Source organism: Paraburkholderia sp. UCT70, from assembly GCF_050434085.1.
Taxonomy (GTDB): Bacteria; Pseudomonadota; Gammaproteobacteria; order Burkholderiales; family Burkholderiaceae; genus Paraburkholderia; species Paraburkholderia tuberum.
Genome location: NZ_JBNPVZ010000002.1, coordinates 169,243 through 190,203, shown reverse-complemented (window position 1 = coordinate 190,203; position 20,961 = coordinate 169,243). Strand labels below are relative to the sequence as shown.

Sequence of the window (20,961 nt, the reverse complement as noted above, 5' to 3'; positions counted from 1 at the left end):
TGCTCTTGCTGATCAGTTGCGAACTAGTTGTTCGCGCTGTCGCCGGGCGCGTAGCGCATGACCGGCGCGACCTGCTGGCCGTCGGCCGCCAGACTGGCCTGGATGTTTTCCGTGATCGCGTCGGTGGCGGCTGCGCCACTTGCCGAGTTGCTCGCCGCGTTGCTCGCCGTGTTGTCCGCGAATGGCGCTGAGGCGTTGGGAGTCGCCACTGCCGCTGCCGCCATTGCGGGACGTTGCGCCGCGTCGTTCGGCGCAAGGGTCGTGGTCGTCGCGTTGCTCGTGGAAGAGGAGTCGTCCGCGCCGCAACCGTTCAACGCTATCGTGGCAAGCACCAGCAATGCGGCGCTCGCGATGCAACTGATTTTTCTCATGTCTGCATCCGGTTCGATGAAAGCGGGTGCAGTCTCCATTCCTTTCAAGAAATAATTGTGAAACGTTTGCGCCGGGCATAACTTTAGATAAATCGTCGGTTGATCGAAAGAAAATGGAAAGTATCGGGAAGGTCAATGTTCATGGCGCTGCCATCTGCGCTATGTTTGCTGCTTCATCGTTCGCGCATGAGCACGATTCAATGACTCGCATCGATTCACCCATCGACATCTCGCAACTCGAAGACGAATGGCTCGAAGCCGACGGCTTCGGCGGCTTTGCTTCGGGCACGGTCGGCATGTTGCGCACGCGCCGCTACCATGCGCTGCTGCTAGCCGCGACGCGCGCGCCGGGCGGGCGCCTGGTGCTCGTCAACGGCATCGAGGCGTGGGTCGAGGCGGGGCGCGAGCGCTTCGCGTTGACCATGCAACGCTATGGGCCTGACGTGATCTATCCGGATCTGCGCGGCCGCCTTGCCAGCTTCGACACGGCGCCGTGGCCGACGTGGCGCATTCAACTCGGTGCGCACGCGGCGATGATCGCCGACGTGTTCGTCAGCAAAGCGACGTGCGAAACGGTATTGCGCTGGCGGCTCGAAGGCGGCGAACTCGATGCGCCCGTGCTGAAGATCAGACCGTTGCTGTCGGGCCGTGACTATCATGCGCTGCATCACGAGAATCCGGCCTTCAACTTCGGCGCGCAAGTCAGCGCCGATCAATCGTGCGCGAGCTGGCAACCGTATGGCGGACTGCCGGTCGTGCGAGCGGCGACGAACGGCGCGTATACGCATGCGCCCGACTGGTATCGCAACTTCTGCTACGTGCGCGAGCAGGAGCGCGGTCTCGATTGCAGCGAAGATCTCGCGACGCCCGGCGTGTTCAGCTTCGATCTCGCGGAGGGCGACGCGGTGATGATTCTGAGCGCGTCGAGCACGTCCGCCACCGAATGCGCGAACGACAAAGCCCAAACCACCGCCCACGCCGCCCAACTCGCCCACACCGAACAACAACGCCGCGCCGCACTCGGCTCGCGCCTGCAACGTTCGGCCGACGCCTACGTCGTCACGCGCAACGAAGGCCGCACGATCCTCGCGGGCTTTCCGTGGTTCACCGACTGGGGCCGCGACACGTTCATCGCGATGCGCGGCCTGCTGATCGAGTCGAACCGTCTCGACGATGCCGAAGCGATCCTGCTCGAATGGTCGGGCACGCTGTCCGAAGGCATGCTGCCGAACCGCTTCCCCGACTACGGCGACGCGCCCGAATACAACTCGGTCGACGCGTCGCTATGGTTCATCGTCGCGGTTCACGACTATCTGGCGACGCCGCATGCGGGCGCGCAAACGCGCGCGCATCTGCAGCAGGCCGCCGAAACGATCCTGACCGGCTACACGAACGGCACGCGCTTCAACATCGGCATGTGCGCGGACGACGGCCTGCTGCGCGCCGGCATCCCCGGCGTGCAACTGACGTGGATGGATGCGAAAGTCGGCGACTGGGTCGTCACACCGCGCATCGGCAAGCCGGTCGAAGTGCAGGCGCTGTGGATCAACGCGCTGCGAATCGCGTCAGCATGGAACCCGCAGTGGCGGAAAGCTGCCGAGCGCGCGACGCTCGCGTTTCGCCGGCGCTTCGTCGATCCGGCGACCCAGGCGCTGTTCGATAACGTCGACGTCGATCATGTGCCGGGCACGGTCGACCGCTCGATCCGGCCGAATCAGATCTTCGCGGTCGGTGGCCTGCCGTTTCCGCTGCTCGAAGGCGCGGCGGCGCGCGCGGTGGTGGGTCAGGTCGAAGCGCAATTGCTGACGCCGCTCGGCCTGCGCACGCTCGCGCCGTCCGATCCCGCCTATCGCGGCCGCTACGGCGGCGCGCCGCGCGAACGCGACGGCGCCTATCATCAGGGCACCGCGTGGTTGTGGCTGATCGGCCCGTTCGTCGAAGCGTGGCTGCGAGTGAATGGCGCGAGTGCCGATAATCTCGGGCAGGCGAGGGCGCGTTTTCTCGCCCCGCTGTACGCGCATCTCGATCACGCGGGCCTCGATCACCTGTCCGAGATCGCCGACGGCGACGCGCCGCACGCGCCCGCCGGCACGCCGTTCCAGGCCTGGTCGCTAGGCGAATTGCTGCGCGTCGAAAGTCTGCTTGCCCGGTTCGAGGACAACGGCGCGTAAACCACGCTACGATGTGGGTCCGCCAGGCCCGTTGCAAGGACGTCCTCATGCCACCGCTGCGCGCTGCCAATCTGCTCGCCACGATCGAAGGTTCCCGACTGCATTCGCCCGAATGCGGCCACTGGCAGCGCTGGGGGCCGTATCTGAGCGAGCGCCAGTGGGGCACGGTGCGCGAGGACTACAGCGCGAACGGCACCGCCTGGGACTCATTTCCGCACGACCATGCGCGCAGCCGCGCCTACCGCTGGGGCGAAGACGGCATCGCCGGTTTCGGCGACGACCGGCTCAGCTGGTGCGTGTCGCTCGCGCTTTGGAACCGCAATGACCCGATCATCAAGGAGCGCCTGTTCGGCCTGACGAACTCGCAGGGCAATCACGGCGAGGACGTCAAGGAGCTGTACTTCTATCTGGACGGCACGCCCACGCATTCCTACATGCGCATGCTGTACAAATACCCGCATGCGGCCTATCCCTACCAGGACCTGATCGACGAAAACGCGCGCCGCGGCGGCGATATGCCAGAGTACGAAGTACTCGATACCGGCGTGTTCGACGATCAGCGCTATTTCGACGTCCAGATCGAATACGCGAAGCAGACGCCCGACGACATCGTGATGCGCGTGACGATCGAAAATCGCGCGGACGAAGCGGCGTCGCTCGATGTGCTGCCGCAAATCTGGGCGCGAAACTCGTGGTCGTGGAAAGAGAACAAGGACAAGCCGAAGCTCGTCGCCGGTACCGGTCATGATGGCGCGGTGCGTCTGCTTGGCCATCACCATGTGCACGAACCGATCGTCGTGAGCGCGTGGTCGAAGGACGCGCCGGAACTCGCGTGGCTGTTCTGCGAGAACGACACCAACGTGAAGCGGCTGTTCGGCATGGACGGCGCGGGCCCGTTCAAGGACGGCTTCAACGACTACCTCGTGCACGGCGAGGCGAACGCGATCCGTCACGACGCGGGCACCCGGGCCGCCGCGCATGCGGCGCTCGAGCTCGGGCCGCACGGACGCGCGGTCGTGTATCTGCGCTGGCACCCGCAATCTGCAACCGATGAAGCGCCATTCGATGCCGACGCGTTGATCGCGCGCCGCCTCGCCGAAGCCGACGAATTCTATGGCGCGTTGCAACACGAGATCACCGACCCCGATGCGCGTCTCGTGCAACGTCAGGCGCTCGCCGGCATGCTGTGGTCGAAGCAGTACTACCAGTACGACGTGCAGCGCTGGCTCGACGGCGATCCGCTGCAACCGAGCCCGCCCGCCGCGCGCAAGCACGGCCGCAACACCGACTGGCGGCATCTGTGCAACGCGGACATCGTGTCGATGCCGGACAAGTGGGAGTACCCGTGGTACGCGTCGTGGGACCTCGCGTTTCACGCGGCCGCGTTCGCGCTGATCGATCCGGCGTTCGCCAAGAAGCAGTTGCTGCTGCTCGTGAAGGATCGCTATCAGCACCCGAACGGCCAGTTGCCCGCTTACGAATGGGCGTTGAGCGACGCGAACCCGCCGGTCCATGCATGGGCCGCGTGGCGCGTGTACGAGATCGACCGCGCGCTGACCGGCAAGGCGGACCGCGATTTTCTGGAGCTCGTGTTTCACAAGCTGCTGCTGAATTTCTCGTGGTGGGTGAATCGCAAGGACGCCGACGGCCACAATATTTTTCAGGGCGGTTTTCTCGGGCTCGACAACGTCGGCATCTTCGACCGCTCGTCGCCGCTGCCCACCGGCGGCCACATCGACCAGGCCGACGGCACCGCGTGGATGGCCGCGTATGCGCTCGACCTGATGCGTATCGCGCTCGAACTCGCCTACGCGAACCATGTGTTCGTCGATATTGGTGTGAAGTTCTTCGAGCACTTCCTGTACATCGCGGAAGCAGTCAGTTGCGACGACGGCTGCGACACGGGCCTGTGGGACAGCGAGGACGAATTCTTCTACGACAAGCTGCGCCTGCCCGACGGCAGCAGCATGCCGATGCGCGTTCGCTCGATCGTCGGACTGATACCGCTATTCGCCGTGCACGTGCTCGAGGAGCGTCTGCACGGCGGCTTGCCGAACTTGCGCGAGCGCCTCGTGTGGTTTCTCGAGCATCGGCCCGATCTCGCGAAGCTAGTGTCGCGCTGGAACGAGCCCGGCAAGGGCAACGCGCTTTTGCTGTCGCTGCTGCGCGGGCATCGGATGAAGGCGTTGTTACGGCGCGCGCTCGACGAAAGTGAATTTCTGTCCGATCACGGCGTGCGGGCGTTGTCGCGTTGCCATCGCGATCATCCGTTCGTGTACCAGCATAACGGCAACAGCTTCTGCGTGAAGTATCTGCCGGCCGAATCCGATTCCCGTGTGTTCGGCGGCAATTCGAACTGGCGCGGGCCGGTGTGGATGCCGGTCAACTATCTGCTGATCGAATCGCTGTACGAGTTTCATCGCTATTACGGCGATGATTTCCGCGTCGAGTATCCGACCGGGTCGGGCCAGAAGTTCTCGTTGAGCGAAATCGCCGACGAACTCGCGCGCCGCGCGACCACGCTGTTCCTGAAGGACAGAAACGGCGAGCGGCCGGTGATGGGTGCGTATCCGCTGCTGCAGGCGGACCCGCGTTCGCAGGATCTGATCCTGTTCCATGAGTATTTTCATGGCGATAACGGTCGTGGCGTCGGGGCTTCGCATCAGACCGGCTGGACCGGGCTCGTCGCGTTGCTGTTGCAGCCGCGCGCGATGGCGGCATCGGGCAACGTGCCGCTGGCGGGGGAACCGGCGCCGGCGCCCGCGCCGATTCCGGTGCCGGCGGCTTCTGCATCCGCGGTAACGCCGGCGGTGGCGAAAGAACCGGTACCGTCGCTCGCGGCCACGACGACGAAGTAGGCACGCCGCGCGCTAACGCGCGAACGCGATTGAACTGTGCGGCAGCGCCCGTGGTCTTTCATGTATCGCCGCGTTCGTTCTATCGGCTTACCAAGGTCCAAGTGAATCCCATGTCGACCACACCGAACCCTTCCGCTTCTCCCGATCAACACAACGCAACGCCCGCCCTGAGCTGCAAGCTCAGCGCGAGCCGGTACGACACCCTGTCGTCGCCGGCCGGCAAGAAGCCCGCGCCGCCATGCACGCTCGTGATCTTCGGCGCGGGCGGCGATCTGACCAAGCGTCTGTTGATGCCGGCGCTCTACAACCTCGCGGTCGATGGCCTGCTCGACAACAGCATGAAGATCATCGGCGTCAATCACGGCGAGCGCGAAACGCGCGAATGGTGCGACGAACTGCATACCTCGCTGCAGAAGTTCGCCGCCGACAAGGCCAGCACCTTTCACGCCGGCAAGCTCGACGACAACGCATGGAACTGGGTCGCGCAGCGCCTCGAATACATGGCGGGCGAGTTCGAATCCGACGATACGTTCGCGAAGCTGAAGCAGAAGCTCGATCAGTCGAAAGGCGGTAACGCGATCTTCTACCTCGCGGTCGGCGCGCGTTTTTTCAAACCGATCGCCGACCGGCTCGGCAAAGCCGGCCTGCTGAAGGAAGGCGACGGCGCGAACGGCGGCTTTCGGCGTCTCGTGATCGAGAAGCCGTTCGGCACCGATCTCGCATCGGCGCGCGATCTGAACGGGCACATCCTGTCGTATGCGCGGGAGTCGCAGGTGTACCGCATCGATCATTTTCTCGGCAAGGACACTGTGCAGAGCATCCTCGCGGTGCGCTTCGCGAATGCGATGTTCGAGCCGGTCTGGCGGCGCGAGTACATCGATTGCGTGCAGATCACGGCGGCGGAAACGATCGGCGTCGAGGGGCGCGGCAGGTTCTACGAGCAGACCGGCGCGTTTCGCGACATGGTGCCCAACCACCTGTTCCAGCTGCTCGGCATCGTCGCGATGGAGCCGCCGAATTCGTTCGACGCCGAAGCCGTGCGAAACAGGAAGGCCGAGCTGTTCGACGCAATCCAGCCGCTGACGCCCGCCGACGTCGTCTTCGGCCAGTACGAAAAAGGGCCCGCCGGCGTGGGCTATCGCGAGGAGCCCGACGTCGCGCCCGGCAGCACGACGGAAACCTACGCGGCGGCGCGCGTGTTCGTCGAGAACTGGCGCTGGGCCGGCGTGCCGTTCTATCTGCGTACCGGCAAGCGGCTCGCGGTGCGCCGCACCGAGGTTTCGGTGCAGCTGAAGCCGGTGCCGTTCCGCCTGTTCCGCGATACGCCGGTCAACGCATTGACGCCGAACGTGCTGACCATTCGCATCGATCCCGAGCACGGCTCGAGTTTCGATTTCAACGTGAAGGTGCCGGGGCCGGTGATGCAGGTCGGTCCGGTACAGTCGTCGTTCAACTATGGCGACTTCTTTGCGGAAAGCGCGAACGTCGGCTACGAGACGCTGCTGTACGACTGCATGCATGGCGATGCGACGTTGTTTCAGCGCGCCGACAGCATCGAGACGAGCTGGTGCGCGGTCGACGACGTGCTGCATCCGAGGAGTGGCGGCGCGGTTGCCGTGCGCGGCTATGCGGCCGGCAGCGACGGGCCGGCCGAAGCCGACGCGCTGCTCGCGCGCGATGGCCACGCGTGGCGCCCGTTGCAGCAGAAAGCGCCCGGTGGCAAGTCGTAGCGGCACCTTTGAAGCAACCCGCAGACCCGCATCACAACCGCCTCAACACAATCTGGAGACATCGTGGCAACACGCAACAAGTACGCAGTGAAAGGGAATGCGCCGAAAAGCGGCAGCGGGCACATCCTCGCGATCGACGTCGGCGGCACGGGCCTGAAGGCCGCGATCATCGACGCCGACGGGCAGATGAAAACGGAGCGCGTGCGCGTTGCGACGCCGCATCCGTGCACGCCGGATCAGCTGGTGGACGCGCTCGCGCAACTCGTAGCTCCGCTCATCGAGCAGGTGCGGCCAGTCTGTATCTCGATCGGGTTTCCGGGTGTCGTGCGCAACAACCGCATTCTGACCGCGCCGCACTTCGGCATCGAAGGATGGCACGACATTGCGCTCGCGGATTCGCTCGCGCAGCGCCTGGGCGGACTGCCGGTGCGGATGATCAACGACGCCGAAATGCAAGGCTTCGCGGCGATCGAAGGCCACGGCCTCGAATTCGTGCTGACGCTCGGCACAGGCGCCGGCACCGCGATGTTTCGCGATGGCGAGCTGATGCCGCATCTGGAGCTCGCGCATCATCCGGTCAGCAAGAAGGGCGTCGCATACGACGAATACATCGGCGAAGCCGCGCGCGAGCAGATCGGCAACAAGCGTTGGAGCCGGCGTGTCGAGAAGGTGATCGGCATTCTCGAGTCACTGGTCAATTACGACAAGCTGTGGATCGGCGGCGGCAACGCGGCGCGCATCAAGTTTTCGCTGCCGGCGAACGTGGCGACCGTATCGAACGACGCGGGGATCGAGGGCGGCGCGAAATTGTGGCATCCGCTTTCGGTGCGCGAGACGCGACAGTATCCGGAGGCGACGCAGAAGACGGGGCGGTTCAAGCCGAAGTGAGGCGGTGGATTGCCGCTGCCATCACGTATCCAGTGCCGCGGCTCCACGTCCAAGGGTTCATATCAACCCATCAACGATTGCCAAGGCGATCCGTGCCTGAGCACTGGTCAGCGCTTCGACGCTGGACGTGCTCATAACTACTTCGGCTTTGCTGGCAACGGATTATCCTGTCTGTAAGTGCGCCTGGGGTTAATGACCAAACGCTTGACCTGTGCGTCTAATTCCTTACTGTGATACAGGTCCAGACACTTCAGGAAATCGAAACGGACACCTTCAGTTTCCGATTCAACCAGCGGATTTTGATAATTTCGCGCCAAATAATTGTCCACCAAGGCTTTGATCGCGTCTGGAGCCTTCTCCAAGTCGTAGTAAGTCCAGTCTCGCAATGCACTGACGCTGCTTCCCGCATCCATAGCACCATCTTTGTCGTTCCTGTAGGCGTTCGCTATACAAGTAGCCAGAACCATGTCTTTGTAATTCTGTGCATAAGTACGAGCTTCAGCTTGTGGAGTCGCACGTTGATCGCCTTTTGCATAGCAAGCAGACATGCCGAAGATGAGGGCAAAACCAGTTAGGATGCCAACCCCGACCTTCTTCACGGCAAACTCCAGAAGTTCGCACGGTCAGTGCGATACTTCGCCTCAGGTTCGTTGAAATAGCAGTGGTCGTAACAGTAGTTTTCGCGCAATCCAGTTGTCCATTCTGATCAAGTAAAGTTTGATACACCTCTCGCCGTAGATGCCCATCCGTCAACGTTCAAGTGGTTCACACGCAAGCGAGTGAACCGAGTCTTGTGACGAAATCTATTGTCGTTGCATATCTGTGGCTGCCGCAAACTCAGAGACAGTGCACGGGGTGACGGTCTCGTTCACTGCTTCCGCGGTTTGTCTAACGCCCGACGTTTGTCGTACTCGCGCGCAAGGTAAATGTTTTGCCGTCGAACGCGTAGTAGTAGGTTCCGTGCTCGGCGTTTTCATTGCGGCTACCGTGAGCGATCAGCAGGCAACTGTCTGCGCGATAGGCAAGCGGATCCGTGATGTCCAGCGGCCAATCGGAAACCGTGAACGGCAGCGAAGTGACGCGGCCCGAGTTTGTATCGATTGCCGCCGCCATGACGCAGCCAGCACCGCATCCCCACGTAGCGAGAACGTAGTGGCCCGCGAAGTTAATCGGCTCCTTTGCGGCTTCACGAAGAATGCTGCGGTAATGACGTGCCGTCTCGTCCGTGAATATCATGCGTGGCATCGCAGCGTGCCTGGACTCGACATTGGCGGGACAATCCTCAAACCTGAGAACCGATTCCGCAAGGGCCAAACCGGATACTGCGCCGAACATCAATGTGGCAATAAGTCAGGACGAAAGACGCATCGTTTTAATACCAGTGGTGTTGTTGCCAGAATCCTCTGGCCATATTTGCGGAATGGTAGCGGCCATAAATGTAACGGATGCCGCCTTGGCACTCCTCCTTCGCATTACCGAATGATGCCTCTCCGCGGGGGTTCAAGCTGTATTGCGCGCGCAGCAGTTGAAACAGGCTACGTGCTGTTGAAGTCCCGTTGCGCGCATCGACGACACCGGCGGCTTCCTGAGCCATGATCCATAGCAGACGCTGAAATCCGTGTCTGGAATGCGCTCGGTGCGCATGGCGCCTTTCAGCGCATTCTGAACCGTGAGCGGCACAATGCTTGCCGGCTTCTCTTTCCATTGCGGCGGCGCAGTTTTCGTCGGGCGATGCGAGTGGGCGTGTTTTGTAGACATTCAGGCAACTCCATTTCTTTCTTTGAACGACAAAGGGGGAGAACGAATTAATCAATCGATCACGTAGGATCGCTATCTGTTTGATTCGCGTAGCCCCATGCGCAATATGCCGCCTCTTCCATCTCAAAACAACATTCTCGTTATAGTTGCTCTCTGAACTGCAAAGCTCTCAACGGCACATCCAACCCCGGAGACTCCCAATGACTCGCATCCACCTGACCCTCGCGCGGCGCCTCCTCTCCGTCGGCGCGTGCGCGCTGCTCGCTTACGCGAGCGCGCATGCGTATACGGCACAGGCCTTCGCGGTGTCGTCGCCGGGACTGGCCGATGGCGGCACGCTCAACGCAAGCCACGCGGCGAGCGCGAACAATTGCGGCGGCGGCAACGTGTCGCCGGCGCTGCAATGGCATAACGCGCCGGCCGGGACGAAAAGTTTCGCGGTGACGATCTTCGACCCCGACGGCGCGAAAGGCCTCGGCATCGTGCACTGGATCGTCTATGGCATCGCGCCTACCACGACCGGACTCGCCGAAGGCGAAGCCGCGCCGGCGGGCAGCGTCGCCGGCACGAATCGCACCGGCGGCCCCGGCTATTACGGCCCGTGTCCGCCCGTCGGCGAGGTACCGCATCACTACGTGGCGCAGGTCTATGCGCTCGATCTGCCGCCCGACGCATTGCCGGCCGGCTTGACGCGCGACGCGTTCCACGCCGCGATCAAGGATCACGTGCTCGCCGCGACGAGCACCGTGCTGCGCTACGGACGATGAAGACGCGCGGCCGAACGCCGGGCCGCGCTTGATCTGCCGGCGGGCGCCTACCGCGCCGCGTCCCCCCAACGATACTGCACGCTCGCTTCATCGAGCTGGGTCTTGATCGCGGCGTCGAGCGTGAACTCGGCCGCCGCGAGCGTATCGCTCAACTGCTCCACGCGGCTCGCACCAATGATCGCCGACGTAATCAGCGGATTCGCGAGCACCCACGCAAGCGACACCTTCGTCAGCGATTCGCCGGTCGGCGCGACGATCGCCTTCAGCCTTTCGATCGTGTCGAACTCGCGCTCATGCCAGTAGCGCTCCTGATACATCGCGCCAGCCTTGCCGACGCTTTCGGTGAAGCGCCCTTCGGCGGGCGTCGCGTCGAGACGGTGCTTGCCGCTCAGCAGCCCGCCCGCGAGCGGGTTATACGGCATCACGGCCAGTTGCTCCTCGGCGGCCAGCGGCAGCAGCTCGCGCTCGATCTGGCGAAACAGCAGGTTGTAGCGCGGCTGGACCGACACGAAGCGCGCGACGCGTAGCACGTCCGCGCGCCCCAGTGCGCGCGCGAGCCGATACGCGAGAAAGTTCGACACGCCGATATAGCGCGCCTTGCCCGAGCGCACGATCGCATCGAGCGCTTCGAGCGTCTCGTCGAGCGGGGTCTTCGCGTCGTCGGAATGGAGCTGGTACAGGTCGACGTAGTCGGTGCCGAGGCGCTGCAAGGACGCGTCGATCGCATCGAGCAGGTGCTTGCGCGACGCGCCCTGGTCCCACGCGGCGGGCCCCATCTTGCCGACCGCCTTGGTCGCGACGATGAAGCGCTCGCGTTTGCCCTTCAGCCAGCGTCCGACGATTTCCTCGGTGCGTCCGGCCAGATTTTCGTCGCCGCCGAGCGGATAGACGTTCGCGGTATCGATGAAATTGACACCGGCGTCCGCGGCTGTGTCGAGGATGCGGTGCGATGCGGCTTCCTCGGTTTGCAGCCCGAAGGTCATGGTGCCGAGGCATAGGCGCGAAACGGTCAGGCCGGTGCGGCCGAATTGGCGATATTGCATAAAGTCGACTCCTGAAGGAAGGAAAGCGCTGCCGAAGCGATGAAACTACATTGTTGTAAAAAGGATAAACCGAGTCGCGATTCGGTGTGCCTGACGCACGCCGGGATTGCTGACTTCCAGTAGATATGAAATGATAGCGATTCTCATTTAAACCTAGCCAGCCATCCCGTCATCTCCATCTCACACTACGGAGAGCGGCAGCCAGCCATTTGCGGCTTTGTCATGAATTCGACGTCAGTGATGCGAATTTGACAAACGCATTTCTGACGGGATTTCCATGCTCAATCACACGCCGCTCGCGACAGCGCTAGCGCTCGCTTTTGCCATTCCTTTGGCGACCCCGGCGCTCGCGCAAAGCGCGCCGCAGAACGCACAAACCAACGCCCGGAACAACACACCCGCCGCCGCGCAGACGCTGCCGACCATCGGCGTGCAGGCTCAGGCCGTTCAGCAGGACTTCCAGGCCGACCGGGCGACCGTCGGCGCGAAGACGCCGACCGCGCTGCGTGACATTCCGCAGACCGTCACCGTGATCAATCGCGACCTGCTCGCCTCGCAGGGCGCGACGTCGTTTACGGACGCGCTGCGCAACGCGCCCGGCGTGACGATCGGCGCGGCCGAAGGCGGCCAGATCGGCAACAACATCAATCTGCGCGGCTTTACCGCGCAGAACGACATCTATCTGGACGGCTTTCGGGACCGCAATCAGTACTACCGCGACACGTTCAATCTTGAATCGCTCGAAGTGCTGTACGGTCCGTCGTCGATGCTGTTCGGCCGCGGCTCGACCGGCGGCGTGATCAACCAGGTCAGCAAGAAGGCGAACCTGACGGACTCGGCGGAAGTCTCCGGCATGATCGGCACCGACGATCGCTACCGCTCCACCGTCGACGTGAATCACAAGCTCACCGACACCTCGGCGATCCGCCTCAATGCATTCGGCCAGAGCCTCGGCTCTACGCGCGACGTGATGAAGAACAAGGACTTCGGCGTCGCGCCGGAACTGCGCTTCGGCATCGGCACGCCGACCGAGATCACGCTGTCGGCGCTGATCCAGCGCAACCACGACATGCCCGACTACGGCATCCAGGCGCTGAACGGCCGCCCGTCGCCGGTACCGAAGAACACGTTTTACGGTTTGACCAGCGACCGCACGATCCAGGACGTGCAGATCTTTACCGCGGCGATCAAGCACAAGTTCTCCGAGGACCTGACGCTGACGAACCAGACGCAGATCTCGCACTCCATGACCGACGCGCGCGAAACGGCGCCGCAAGCGGTGCTGACCGGACCGCTGTCGTCCAGCACAGCGTTGACCAACGGCAACTTCACGACGCTGTCGCCGTCGCAGCTGTTCATCAAGCTGCAGAGTCATGACCGCGTGATCCAGAATCATGCGATCTACAACGACACGATGCTCGAATACAAATTCGACACCGGACCGATCAGGCACGACCTGATCGCCGGTGTCGAAGTGGGCCACGACAGCTATACGAACCAGGCGTACACGCGCAACAACCTGCCGATCGTGCCGATGCTCAATCCGCCGATCATGGGCACGCCGTCGAACGTGACGACGACGGTCGGCAACTACGCCGATTCGAGCGCGAACGAAATTGCCGCTTACCTGAACGACACGATCACGCTGACGCCGCACTGGAAGCTGATCGGCGGTGTGCGCTGGGATCGTTTCTCGGCGGGAATCCGCAATACGATTAGCGCGCCGGCTTACGCGAGCCAGACCAACTACTTCACGAGCGTGCGCGCCGGCGTCATCTATCAGCCGACCGACTGGCAGTCGTATTACGTGTCGTACGGCACATCGTTCAACCCGGCGCTCGAAAACCTGACGGTCACGAACCTCACTCAGAACCTCGCGCCGGAATCGACGAAGTCGTATGAAATCGGCGGCAAGTGGGATCTGTTCGGCGGCAACATGTCGGTGACCTCGGCGTTGTTCCGCGAGGAAAAGGACAACGCGCGCACGCAGGTGTCACCGACCGAGTACCAGCTGGCCGGCAACATTCGCGTCGACGGGTTCCAGGCGGGCGTGACGGGGCACATCACCGACAAGTGGCAGATTTTCGGCGGCTACACGTACATGGACGCGACGATCCTGAAAGCGGCCGACGGCACGCAGGGCCACACGCCGGCCAACACGCCGCGCAACACGCTGACGTTCTGGACCACGTACGCAATCACGCCGCATTGGGAAATCGGCGGCGGTCCGATCTACATGTCGCCACGTTATGCGTCGAATACGAACTACGTGAAGGTGCCGGGCTACACGCGTTGGGACGCGACCGCGGCCTATCACGCGAAGAAGTACGACGTGCGCCTGAACCTGCTGAACCTCACCAACAAGTACTACTACGACGCGTTGATTCCGTCTGACGGCGGACGTTCGGTGCCGGGCATCGGCCGCACGCTGCTCGCGACGTTCAACTACCGCTTTTGATACGCGCTTTTGATACGCACTGAGCGCATGCGTACGGCTTGCCGCTTCTGCAAACGGCAAGCCGACGCGAAGGACACACTATGTTGCTGCACATTCCGAAGGTACTGGACGCCGGGCAATTGCGCTTCATGCGCGAGCGGCTCGATCGAGCCGGCGACGCGTGGGTCGATGGCCGCGCGACCGCGGGCTATCAGGGCGCGCCGGTCAAGCGCAATCAGCAGATTGCCGAGCACTCGACGCTCGCGCGCGAACTCGGCGATGTGATTCTCGCGGCGATCGAACGCAATCCGCTGTTCATCAGCGCGGTGCTGCCCAATCAGGTCTATCCGCCGCTCTTCAACCGCTACGAGGGCGGCATGCAGTTCGGCAGCCACGTCGATGGCGCGGTGCGCGTGCTGCCGAACGGCGTGAAGCTGCGCACCGACGTGTCGGTGACGCTGTTTCTCAGCGCGCCCGACGAATACGACGGCGGCGAACTCGTGATCGAGGACACCTACGGCGTGCAGCAGGTGAAACTGCCGGCCGGCGACATGATCGTCTATCCGGCGACGAGTCTGCACCAGGTGACGCCAGTCACGCGCGGCGCGCGGGTGGCGAGCTTCTTCTGGGTGCAGAGCCTCGTGCGCAGCGACACGCATCGCGCGCTGCTGTTCGACATGGACACCGCGATTCAACGGCTCAATGCCACCCATGCCGACGAAGCTGCGCGACGCAACCTCGTCGGTTGTTATCACAATCTGCTGCGCACCTGGAGTGAAACGTGAGCGTATCGGACACCCTCGACATTCAACCGCCCGCGCCCGGCGAACATGACGCGCAGGAGCCGCGTCGGCTCGATGACCATGAACTGAAATCGCGCCAGCAGCGCTCGCGTCGCGCGACCTTCATCAAGTGGCTGCGCAAGGTGCATGGCTGGGTCGGATTGTGGGGCGCGGCGCTCGGTCTGCTGTTCGGCACGACGGGCCTCTTTCTGAATCATCGCGGCGGTCCGCTGCGCGTCTCGACCGGCGAGCCGCAGGTGTCGGTGATGCAGGTGCCGCTGCCGCAACCGGCGCCGCAATCGCCGCGCGAGCTCGCGAAGTGGCTCAAGCAGGAGCTGAAGATCGCCGGCAATCCGGGGCGCGTGCAGAAGGAAACCGAGCATCCGGTGGCGTGGGGCGATCGCAGCGTCGTGCAGCCCGAGCACTGGCAACTGAATTTCGCGTCGCCGAAGGAAAACACGTCGGCCGAATACTGGGTCGGCAACAACACCGTGACGATCAAGCGCAGCGCGAACACCTTTCTCGCGATGCTGACGAACATGCACAAGGGTGTGGGCTTGAGCGTCGGTTGGGTGCTGCTGATCGATACGCTCGCGGGCAGCCTGATCCTGCTATCGTTGACGGGCGTGCTGTTGTGGACCGAGTTGAACAAGCGCAAGACGGTGGGGCTCGCGCTCGTGGTCGGATCGATTGCGGCGGCGGTGGTGTTGGGGACGATGTAAGGGCGCAGCGCAACGCTTCGGGCGACGCCTGCGCGCTGGCGGGCAGGCTTTGAGCGGTCCGCGCTAGAATCGTCGCAGACCTACTCCGCAGGCTCTGCCGCCATTCGCCGATGACCTCTCCCGCGAACCCCGTCGACACCGCGCTGACCACGCGGCGCTCGGTGCGCGCCTTTCTGCCGACACCGGTGCAGCGCGCCGACATCGAAGCGATTCTCGAAGCCGCCAGCCACGCACCGTCGGGCACCAACACGCAGCCGTGGAAGGTGTACGTGCTGACGGGCGAATCGCTCGCGCGTCTGTCGCGCGATCTGCTCGCGGCCTACGACGATCCGCAGCGCGACGAGCTTTACCAGGAGGAGTACGCGTACTATCCGCGCCAGTGGCAGTCGCCGTTCATCGACCGGCGTCGCAAGATCGGCTGGGACATGTATAGCCTGCTCGGCATCGAGAAGGGCGACAAGGCGCGCATGCACGAACAGCACTCGCGCAACTTCCGTTTCTTCGACGCACCCGTCGGCCTGCTGTTCACGATCGATCGCAGCCTCGAGCGCGGCAGCTGGCTCGACTACGGCATGTTCCTGCAGGCGATCATGACGGCCGCGCGCGGACGCGGTCTCGACACCTGCCCGCAGGCCGCGTTCATGCAGTTTCATCGACTGATTGCCGGACATCTCGGCATGCCCGAAAACGAGCAATTTGTGTGCGGCATGTCGCTCGGTTTCGGCGACCCCAACGCGCCGGTCAATACGCTGCGCCCCGAGCGCGAACCGGTCGAGCGCTTCGCGCGCTTTCTCGATTGAACGCATCCCTCAGTCCCCACCCAGAGGCAAACGAAAATGAAAACATCGCGGCGCCATTTCCTGTTGGTCAGCGCGGGAGTCGGCTCGTCGCTCGCGCTGTCTCGGGTCGCGTTCGCCGCGACCGTTCCCAATGCGCTCAGCGAGAGCGATCCCCAGGCGCAGGCGGTCGGCTATACCGAAGATGCGTCGAAGGTCGACAAGGCCAGATTTCCGAACTTCGCGGCCGGGCAATCGTGCGCGAACTGCTCGCTGTTCCAGGGCAAGGCATCGGACGCATACGGCGGCTGCACGCTGTTCGGCACTAAACAGGTCGCGTCGCGCGGCTGGTGCAGCGCGTATACGAATATTTGAGCACGCCGCCGTAGCGTTCGCAGCGGTGCTATAGCAGCGCCTTCAGCACGAGTTCGTGCGAGTGGCCAATCCACACGGCGGCGTCGCGATGATCGCGCAGCGCGTCGCCGGTGTTCGGATGCAGAAAGACATCGAGCGCGCCGTGATTGAGCGTGAGCCAGCCGACCACGTCGGCGAACTGCGTGTGCGCGAAGGCGAGTTGATACGACCACATCGGATGCGGCCCGACCGGCCGTTCGTGGAAGCGCCCGATCTGCAGTTTGTCGCCCCAATGCGCGTCGATCTGCTCGCGAAACGCCCAGGCGGCGTCGCGGCTCGCCGGGTCGAAGTAGATGTGCGCGTGCCAGCTTTGTATCGCTGAAGCAGCGCGAAAAGTCATATCAGGGTTCATTGCCAGGCTCGTTCCGTATCAGTCTTTATCCGACATTCGTTCTGCTTCGCTTTCCGCCGGCGCGCGCGCTGCAAGGCGCATGTGAAACTGTGTCTGATCCTCGCCGACGATCTCGAAGCCAAGACGATCGTACAGCCGTTTGGCGGGATTGCCCTTGAGCACCTGCAAGCTGACCGGCAACGCTTCGGCCGCGGCGGCGCGCAGGATCGTGCGCAGCGCTTGCTCGCCGATGCCGCGACCCTGTAGCGCCGGCGCGATCTGCAACTGCACGACGAACCATTCGACGTCGTTGCGATGCGCCTTCAACAAGCCCGCGGGCGCGCCGTCGATGCAGACCACCTGCGCCGCGTCGTAGCGATGCAACAGGCGCGCGCGATGGGCGTCGTCGTCGGTCGGCTCGCCGGCGCGCGCCAGGTGTTCGGTCATCGTCGTCTTGCGCAGTTCGAGCAGGAAGGCTTCGTCGTCGGGTTGCGCGGGGCGCAAGGTCAACCCGGATCGTTGGTCGGGGAGTTGGGCGGACATGTCGGCAAGGTGGTGGCGCGCGATGAACGTGCGAAGCGCGAGTAAGAATTGTCGTCGATTGTCGCGCCGGCTGCGCTTTTTTACCACGCGGCTATGTTGCAGTCTTCTCACTTTGCGATGCAGGGCGAACGCTCGATGCGGCGAGGCGCCGCTTGCTGCGTTGTGTGGCATGCGCTTTGCTCCAGGTTGATTCGCTTTTCGCGGGCACGGTCGTCGACCCATCGCGGCCGCGCTATCCGCACCACCGTACGAACAGACAAGACGAGGCCTCCGACGATTGGCGCGCGAACGTCCGCTTCCCGCGTCACCCGCTGCGGCGAGCGTCCAGATGATTATCCGGGGACGTTCGCGTTATGTGGCGAACGTCGTAATCAACGTTGCGAGGTGGGCTATGACGATGATCGAGGTGGTACCCAGCGTCTCGGCAGATGGACGCGCGGTGATTTTCCAGCTTTCGTCGCAGGGACGAGACCTTGAATGCGCGGTCACGCGCGAGGCGCTCGAGCAGCACTTCTGGCTGCAACGCGGCGCGGGTGAGGCGCGCGTTCTGAAGACGTTCGCGGATGGGCGCAAACGTATTACGGCGATCGCCGAACGAAAAATGCTCGCGCGTCCCGGTGAGAAGGTCTTGCTGACGATCGACGATTTCTCCACACGCGGTTGACGTGCGTGGCGTGGCGCGCGTTATCGCTCGACGCCGCACATGCGATGACGCGGCGGGCGCGACGGCACTGGCTCCGCTCGGCCTGAACCCGGCCGGCTTCGCACTTCCCGTTTTTCTCTCAGGTTTTCGCAGCACCGTTTCGGTGCAATCGCTGATTTTCACATCGAGCGCTCCGTAGGCCCGCTGTTACATCGATTCGCCAAATTAACCCACCAAAGCGCTTCGTTTCGCTCAATTGCTTTCGCATGTGCGCGCATACACTCTTTTCCATGGAGCGAGGAATCATCGACCTCCATCGATGCGATCTTCCCCTCGTGTCGGATTTGAACCGTACCGTTGATAAGTAGTCTGCAGTTCGCAGTTCGCAGTGCGTATCTGGCAGTTGGCAGTCCGCAGTTGACGCAATACAAGCGCGCAATGCATCGAGCACGAGCGCGAAGCAACAGGGGTAGCGGCCAGAAGTAGCAGATAGCGAGGACCGGCCCACATGCAGTCGCAATTGAAGTGGTAGTTTGAATCGGCAGTTTGAAGTTTCCTGTCGAGCGGTAGAAATTGCCGGTGCAGTACACGTAAGCAATAGCTTTGCAGGTTAGGTGGTTATAGGTTGGCAGGCATCCACGCGCCTGCTCGGCCGTTCCATCCTGTCAGCCCTGTTCCTCGCGGAACAGGGCTTTTTTTCGTCTCAACGAAGCGGGCTTCTTGTTTCTGGCGGCTTCGAACCGATATGCCGAAATTGCGTTCTTCGATACGTTCGAAGAACGGGCGCGTCGCATGGCGTGAACTGTCGGGCGCGAAATACGTCGGACGTTTGAGCGCGGCATTTGCCGCCGTCGCGTGCCGAAGTCCGGGCGCGCTGCCGAAAGAAGGAGGTTGAATCGATGTCCAGCAAGTCGCGAGTTCACAAGCCCGGCCGCACGGCCATGTCCCCCTTGCTGCGTTCTCTGACCCAGAGCCGCACTGCGCACGCGCCGGTCACGCAGACCCTGCTGTTGCAGGCCTACGCCGCGCTCGATGCATTCCGCCGCGGCCACGGCGCGCGCATTCTGCACACGACGCTGAGCCGGCATTTGCTGGTGTCGCAGGAACTTGTGCATGCCGGACGGGGCGCCGACGCGCGCGCCGACATCGAAAGCGCGCATGCGGCGATGGTGCGGCTCGATGTGCGCGAGCGCCAGACTGGCCGCTGGTCGCTCGAAGACGACGACTACGCACGTCTGTGCGCGGCGCTAGCGATTTTCGACGGACAGTTGTCGGCGGCGTCGCTGAGCGAGCTGGCGAGCGCGGAAGCGAAAATGATCGAAGGTTTGATGCGTTCCGCGCGACTGCGGGCGCTGGCGGAAGCGGCGGTTTGAGCGGCACGCATCTGGCGGCGCGCATTTCGGAAGCGTCGCGGGTCACCGTCGATGCGCTCAATGCGCTATCGGCGAGCCCGAGCGAGTGGCTGCCCGCTGCGCTGCATTTCTTCGAACGGCTGATACGACCGTTTCAGCGCGGACGTAAATGGTTTACGGACACATTGAAAGTGGCATCGACGTGTCGCGCGAGGCCGGCCGATGCGCGTGGCGCGGCTTGTTACGAGTGTCCGTAGAAGTCCCGCCGGGCGCGTTTGCCGCTGCGATTCCCGCTTGCTAGACTGGCTGCGCCTGCTTGCCGCCTACCTGCTTGCGTACCTCCTTGCATACCGCCGAGGCCAGGCGTCGCTGGCGTCGTTGCGATGCCGACCCGCGCATACAACCGAGCCCTATCGGAGACATCATGTCCTACATGCTGCTGATCGTCGAACCCACGGACCAACGCGAGGAGCGCGGCGAAGCCGCGGGCCGCGACCTCTACGACGAGATGGTGCGTTTCTCCGAGAACCTGAAAGCGCGCGGCAAGCTGCTCGCGGTCGAGTCACTGACTTCGCAGAAGGACGCCGTGCGCGTGCAGGTCCGCCATGGCGAATCGAAGCTCGTCGACGGGCCGTTCGCCGAGGCGAAGGAGATGATCGGCGGCTTCTTTCTGTTGAACTGCGACAGCCGTGAAGAGGCCGTGACGATCGCGCAAACCTGCCCGGCGGCGTCGTGGTGCACGGTCGAGGTGCGCAAGCTCGGACCGTGCTTCATCTAGGCACGCGTCACTCCCACTTCACCAGCTTCGGTGTTTTCCCTGGGATGTCGGGACCGCCGCGCGTGTCGATCGGACCGTGCATCGCGCGTCGTGTGAGTGAGGGGCGAGCCGGCATGGCCCCGCCAGAATCCACTCACGACCAACCACTAACAACAAGGAGCAACGACATGCGATTCATGATCATCGTAAAAGCCACGGCCGCGAGCGAAGCCGGCGAGATGCCCGAACCGTCGCTGATCGCGGCCATGGGCGCCTACCACGAAGAACTCGCGAAGGCCGGCGTGCTGCTCGACGCGACGGGCCTGCAGCCGAGCTCGAAAGGCTGGCGCGTGCGCTATAGCGGCGGCAAACGGAGCATCGTGGACGGGCCGTTCGTGGAGACCAAGGAGCTGATCGCGGGCTACACGTTGATCCAGGTGCGCTCGCGCGACGAGGCGATGGAATGGGCGCGGCGTTTTCCGGCGCCGTTCGGTGAGCACGCCGATGGCGAAATCGAAGTGCGGCAGCTGTTCGAACTCGACGACTTCGAGCCGGGGCCGGAAGTCGAGCGCTTTCACAAGCTCGAAGAAGATCGCCGCTGATTTGATGGACTACGTC

At 63.3% G+C, this 20,961-nt stretch carries 21 protein-coding genes; 14 read left to right on the top strand and 7 right to left on the bottom strand.

Annotation, left to right across the window (positions count from 1 at the left end; translation table 11 throughout):
• Positions 1 to 23: 23 nt before the first annotated feature.
• On the bottom strand, positions 24 to 371 hold the full coding sequence (locus OKW41_RS03145; RefSeq protein ID WP_429571553.1) for a hypothetical protein: 348 nt from the start codon (positions 369 to 371) through the stop codon (positions 24 to 26).
• 200 nt (positions 372 to 571) lie between these two features.
• On the opposite strand from OKW41_RS03145, the gene OKW41_RS03140 reads away from it, so the two are divergent.
• The 4 genes from OKW41_RS03140 (at position 572) to OKW41_RS03125 (ending at position 8,018) form a co-directional block, all read left to right on the top strand.
• The gene (locus OKW41_RS03140) at positions 572 to 2,542 is read left to right on the top strand and encodes an amylo-alpha-1,6-glucosidase (protein ID WP_429571552.1); all 1,971 of its coding nucleotides are present in this window, start codon (positions 572 to 574) and stop codon (positions 2,540 to 2,542) included.
• Positions 2,543 to 2,589: 47 nt separating this feature from the next.
• Positions 2,590 to 5,400 carry an MGH1-like glycoside hydrolase domain-containing protein gene (locus tag OKW41_RS03135; RefSeq protein ID WP_429571551.1) on the top strand — a complete coding sequence of 937 codons (2,811 nt, stop codon included), beginning with the start codon at positions 2,590 to 2,592 and terminating at the stop codon, positions 5,398 to 5,400.
• A gap of 110 nt (positions 5,401 to 5,510) precedes the next feature.
• Positions 5,511 to 7,130, top strand: a complete 1,620-nt coding sequence (gene zwf, locus OKW41_RS03130; RefSeq protein ID WP_429571550.1) for a glucose-6-phosphate dehydrogenase — start codon at positions 5,511 to 5,513, stop codon at positions 7,128 to 7,130.
• 63 nt (positions 7,131 to 7,193) lie between these two features.
• Positions 7,194 to 8,018, top strand: a complete 825-nt coding sequence (locus tag OKW41_RS03125; protein WP_429571549.1) for an ROK family protein — start codon at positions 7,194 to 7,196, stop codon at positions 8,016 to 8,018.
• A 137-nt stretch (positions 8,019 to 8,155) separates the two neighbouring features.
• Here the strand turns inward: OKW41_RS03125 and OKW41_RS03120 are convergent, their stop codons facing one another.
• The 3 genes from OKW41_RS03120 to OKW41_RS03110 all read right to left on the bottom strand — a co-directional run bounded on the left by OKW41_RS03120 (position 8,156) and on the right by OKW41_RS03110 (position 9,831).
• A complete protein-coding gene (locus OKW41_RS03120) occupies positions 8,156 to 8,566 on the bottom strand; it encodes a type VI secretion system amidase immunity protein Tai4 (RefSeq protein WP_429573338.1) in 411 nt (136 codons plus the stop codon).
• Positions 8,567 to 8,906: 340 nt separating this feature from the next.
• Positions 8,907 to 9,353 carry a hypothetical protein gene (locus OKW41_RS03115; RefSeq protein WP_429571548.1) on the bottom strand — a complete coding sequence of 149 codons (447 nt, stop codon included), beginning with the start codon at positions 9,351 to 9,353 and terminating at the stop codon, positions 8,907 to 8,909.
• Positions 9,354 to 9,390: 37 nt separating this feature from the next.
• Positions 9,391 to 9,831, bottom strand: a complete 441-nt coding sequence (locus OKW41_RS03110; protein ID WP_429571547.1) for a hypothetical protein — start codon at positions 9,829 to 9,831, stop codon at positions 9,391 to 9,393.
• A 145-nt stretch (positions 9,832 to 9,976) separates the two neighbouring features.
• On the opposite strand from OKW41_RS03110, the gene OKW41_RS03105 reads away from it, so the two are divergent.
• A complete protein-coding gene (locus OKW41_RS03105; RefSeq protein ID WP_429571546.1) occupies positions 9,977 to 10,543 on the top strand; it encodes a YbhB/YbcL family Raf kinase inhibitor-like protein in 567 nt (188 codons plus the stop codon).
• A 47-nt stretch (positions 10,544 to 10,590) separates the two neighbouring features.
• Here the strand turns inward: OKW41_RS03105 and OKW41_RS03100 are convergent, their stop codons facing one another.
• Positions 10,591 to 11,586 (bottom strand): aldo/keto reductase, encoded by a 996-nt coding sequence (locus OKW41_RS03100; protein ID WP_429571545.1) that lies wholly within the window; start codon positions 11,584 to 11,586, stop codon positions 10,591 to 10,593.
• Positions 11,587 to 11,863: 277 nt separating this feature from the next.
• Between OKW41_RS03100 and OKW41_RS03095 the strand changes: the two genes are divergently transcribed.
• The 5 genes from OKW41_RS03095 (at position 11,864) to OKW41_RS03075 (ending at position 16,678) form a co-directional block, all read left to right on the top strand.
• Positions 11,864 to 14,044 (top strand): TonB-dependent receptor, encoded by a 2,181-nt coding sequence (locus tag OKW41_RS03095; protein WP_429571544.1) that lies wholly within the window; start codon positions 11,864 to 11,866, stop codon positions 14,042 to 14,044.
• An 80-nt stretch (positions 14,045 to 14,124) separates the two neighbouring features.
• Positions 14,125 to 14,808 (top strand): Fe2+-dependent dioxygenase, encoded by a 684-nt coding sequence (locus OKW41_RS03090; RefSeq protein WP_429571543.1) that lies wholly within the window; start codon positions 14,125 to 14,127, stop codon positions 14,806 to 14,808.
• Positions 14,805 to 15,527: a PepSY-associated TM helix domain-containing protein gene (locus OKW41_RS03085; protein ID WP_429571542.1), complete on the top strand. Its 723-nt coding sequence runs from the start codon at positions 14,805 to 14,807 to the stop codon at positions 15,525 to 15,527. Before OKW41_RS03090 ends, OKW41_RS03085 begins: the two co-directional genes overlap by 4 nt.
• Positions 15,528 to 15,637: 110 nt before the next feature.
• The gene (locus tag OKW41_RS03080; RefSeq protein WP_429444585.1) at positions 15,638 to 16,327 is read left to right on the top strand and encodes a nitroreductase; all 690 of its coding nucleotides are present in this window, start codon (positions 15,638 to 15,640) and stop codon (positions 16,325 to 16,327) included.
• A gap of 36 nt (positions 16,328 to 16,363) precedes the next feature.
• Entirely contained in the window at positions 16,364 to 16,678 is a 315-nt protein-coding gene (locus tag OKW41_RS03075) for a high-potential iron-sulfur protein (RefSeq protein WP_429444583.1), read from the top strand.
• A 28-nt stretch (positions 16,679 to 16,706) separates the two neighbouring features.
• Here OKW41_RS03075 and OKW41_RS03070 read toward each other — a convergent pair whose 3' ends face one another.
• On the bottom strand, positions 16,707 to 17,057 hold the full coding sequence (locus OKW41_RS03070) for a DOPA 4,5-dioxygenase family protein (protein ID WP_090810310.1): 351 nt from the start codon (positions 17,055 to 17,057) through the stop codon (positions 16,707 to 16,709).
• Positions 17,058 to 17,087: 30 nt separating this feature from the next.
• Positions 17,088 to 17,591, bottom strand: coding sequence for a GNAT family N-acetyltransferase (locus tag OKW41_RS03065; RefSeq protein WP_184052875.1), 504 nt, complete (start codon positions 17,589 to 17,591; stop codon positions 17,088 to 17,090).
• 391 nt (positions 17,592 to 17,982) lie between these two features.
• Between OKW41_RS03065 and OKW41_RS03060 the strand changes: the two genes are divergently transcribed.
• The 4 genes from OKW41_RS03060 to OKW41_RS03045 all read left to right on the top strand — a co-directional run bounded on the left by OKW41_RS03060 (position 17,983) and on the right by OKW41_RS03045 (position 20,945).
• Positions 17,983 to 18,255, top strand: a complete 273-nt coding sequence (locus OKW41_RS03060) for a DUF1488 domain-containing protein (protein WP_090807933.1) — start codon at positions 17,983 to 17,985, stop codon at positions 18,253 to 18,255.
• Positions 18,256 to 19,133: 878 nt separating this feature from the next.
• Positions 19,134 to 19,607: a hypothetical protein gene (locus OKW41_RS03055; RefSeq protein WP_429571541.1), complete on the top strand. Its 474-nt coding sequence runs from the start codon at positions 19,134 to 19,136 to the stop codon at positions 19,605 to 19,607.
• Positions 19,608 to 20,010: 403 nt separating this feature from the next.
• Positions 20,011 to 20,364, top strand: a complete 354-nt coding sequence (locus OKW41_RS03050) for a YciI family protein (RefSeq protein WP_429444579.1) — start codon at positions 20,011 to 20,013, stop codon at positions 20,362 to 20,364.
• Between the two features lie 167 nt (positions 20,365 to 20,531).
• Positions 20,532 to 20,945 (top strand): YciI family protein, encoded by a 414-nt coding sequence (locus tag OKW41_RS03045; RefSeq protein ID WP_018423912.1) that lies wholly within the window; start codon positions 20,532 to 20,534, stop codon positions 20,943 to 20,945.
• Positions 20,946 to 20,961: the final 16 nt, after the last annotated feature.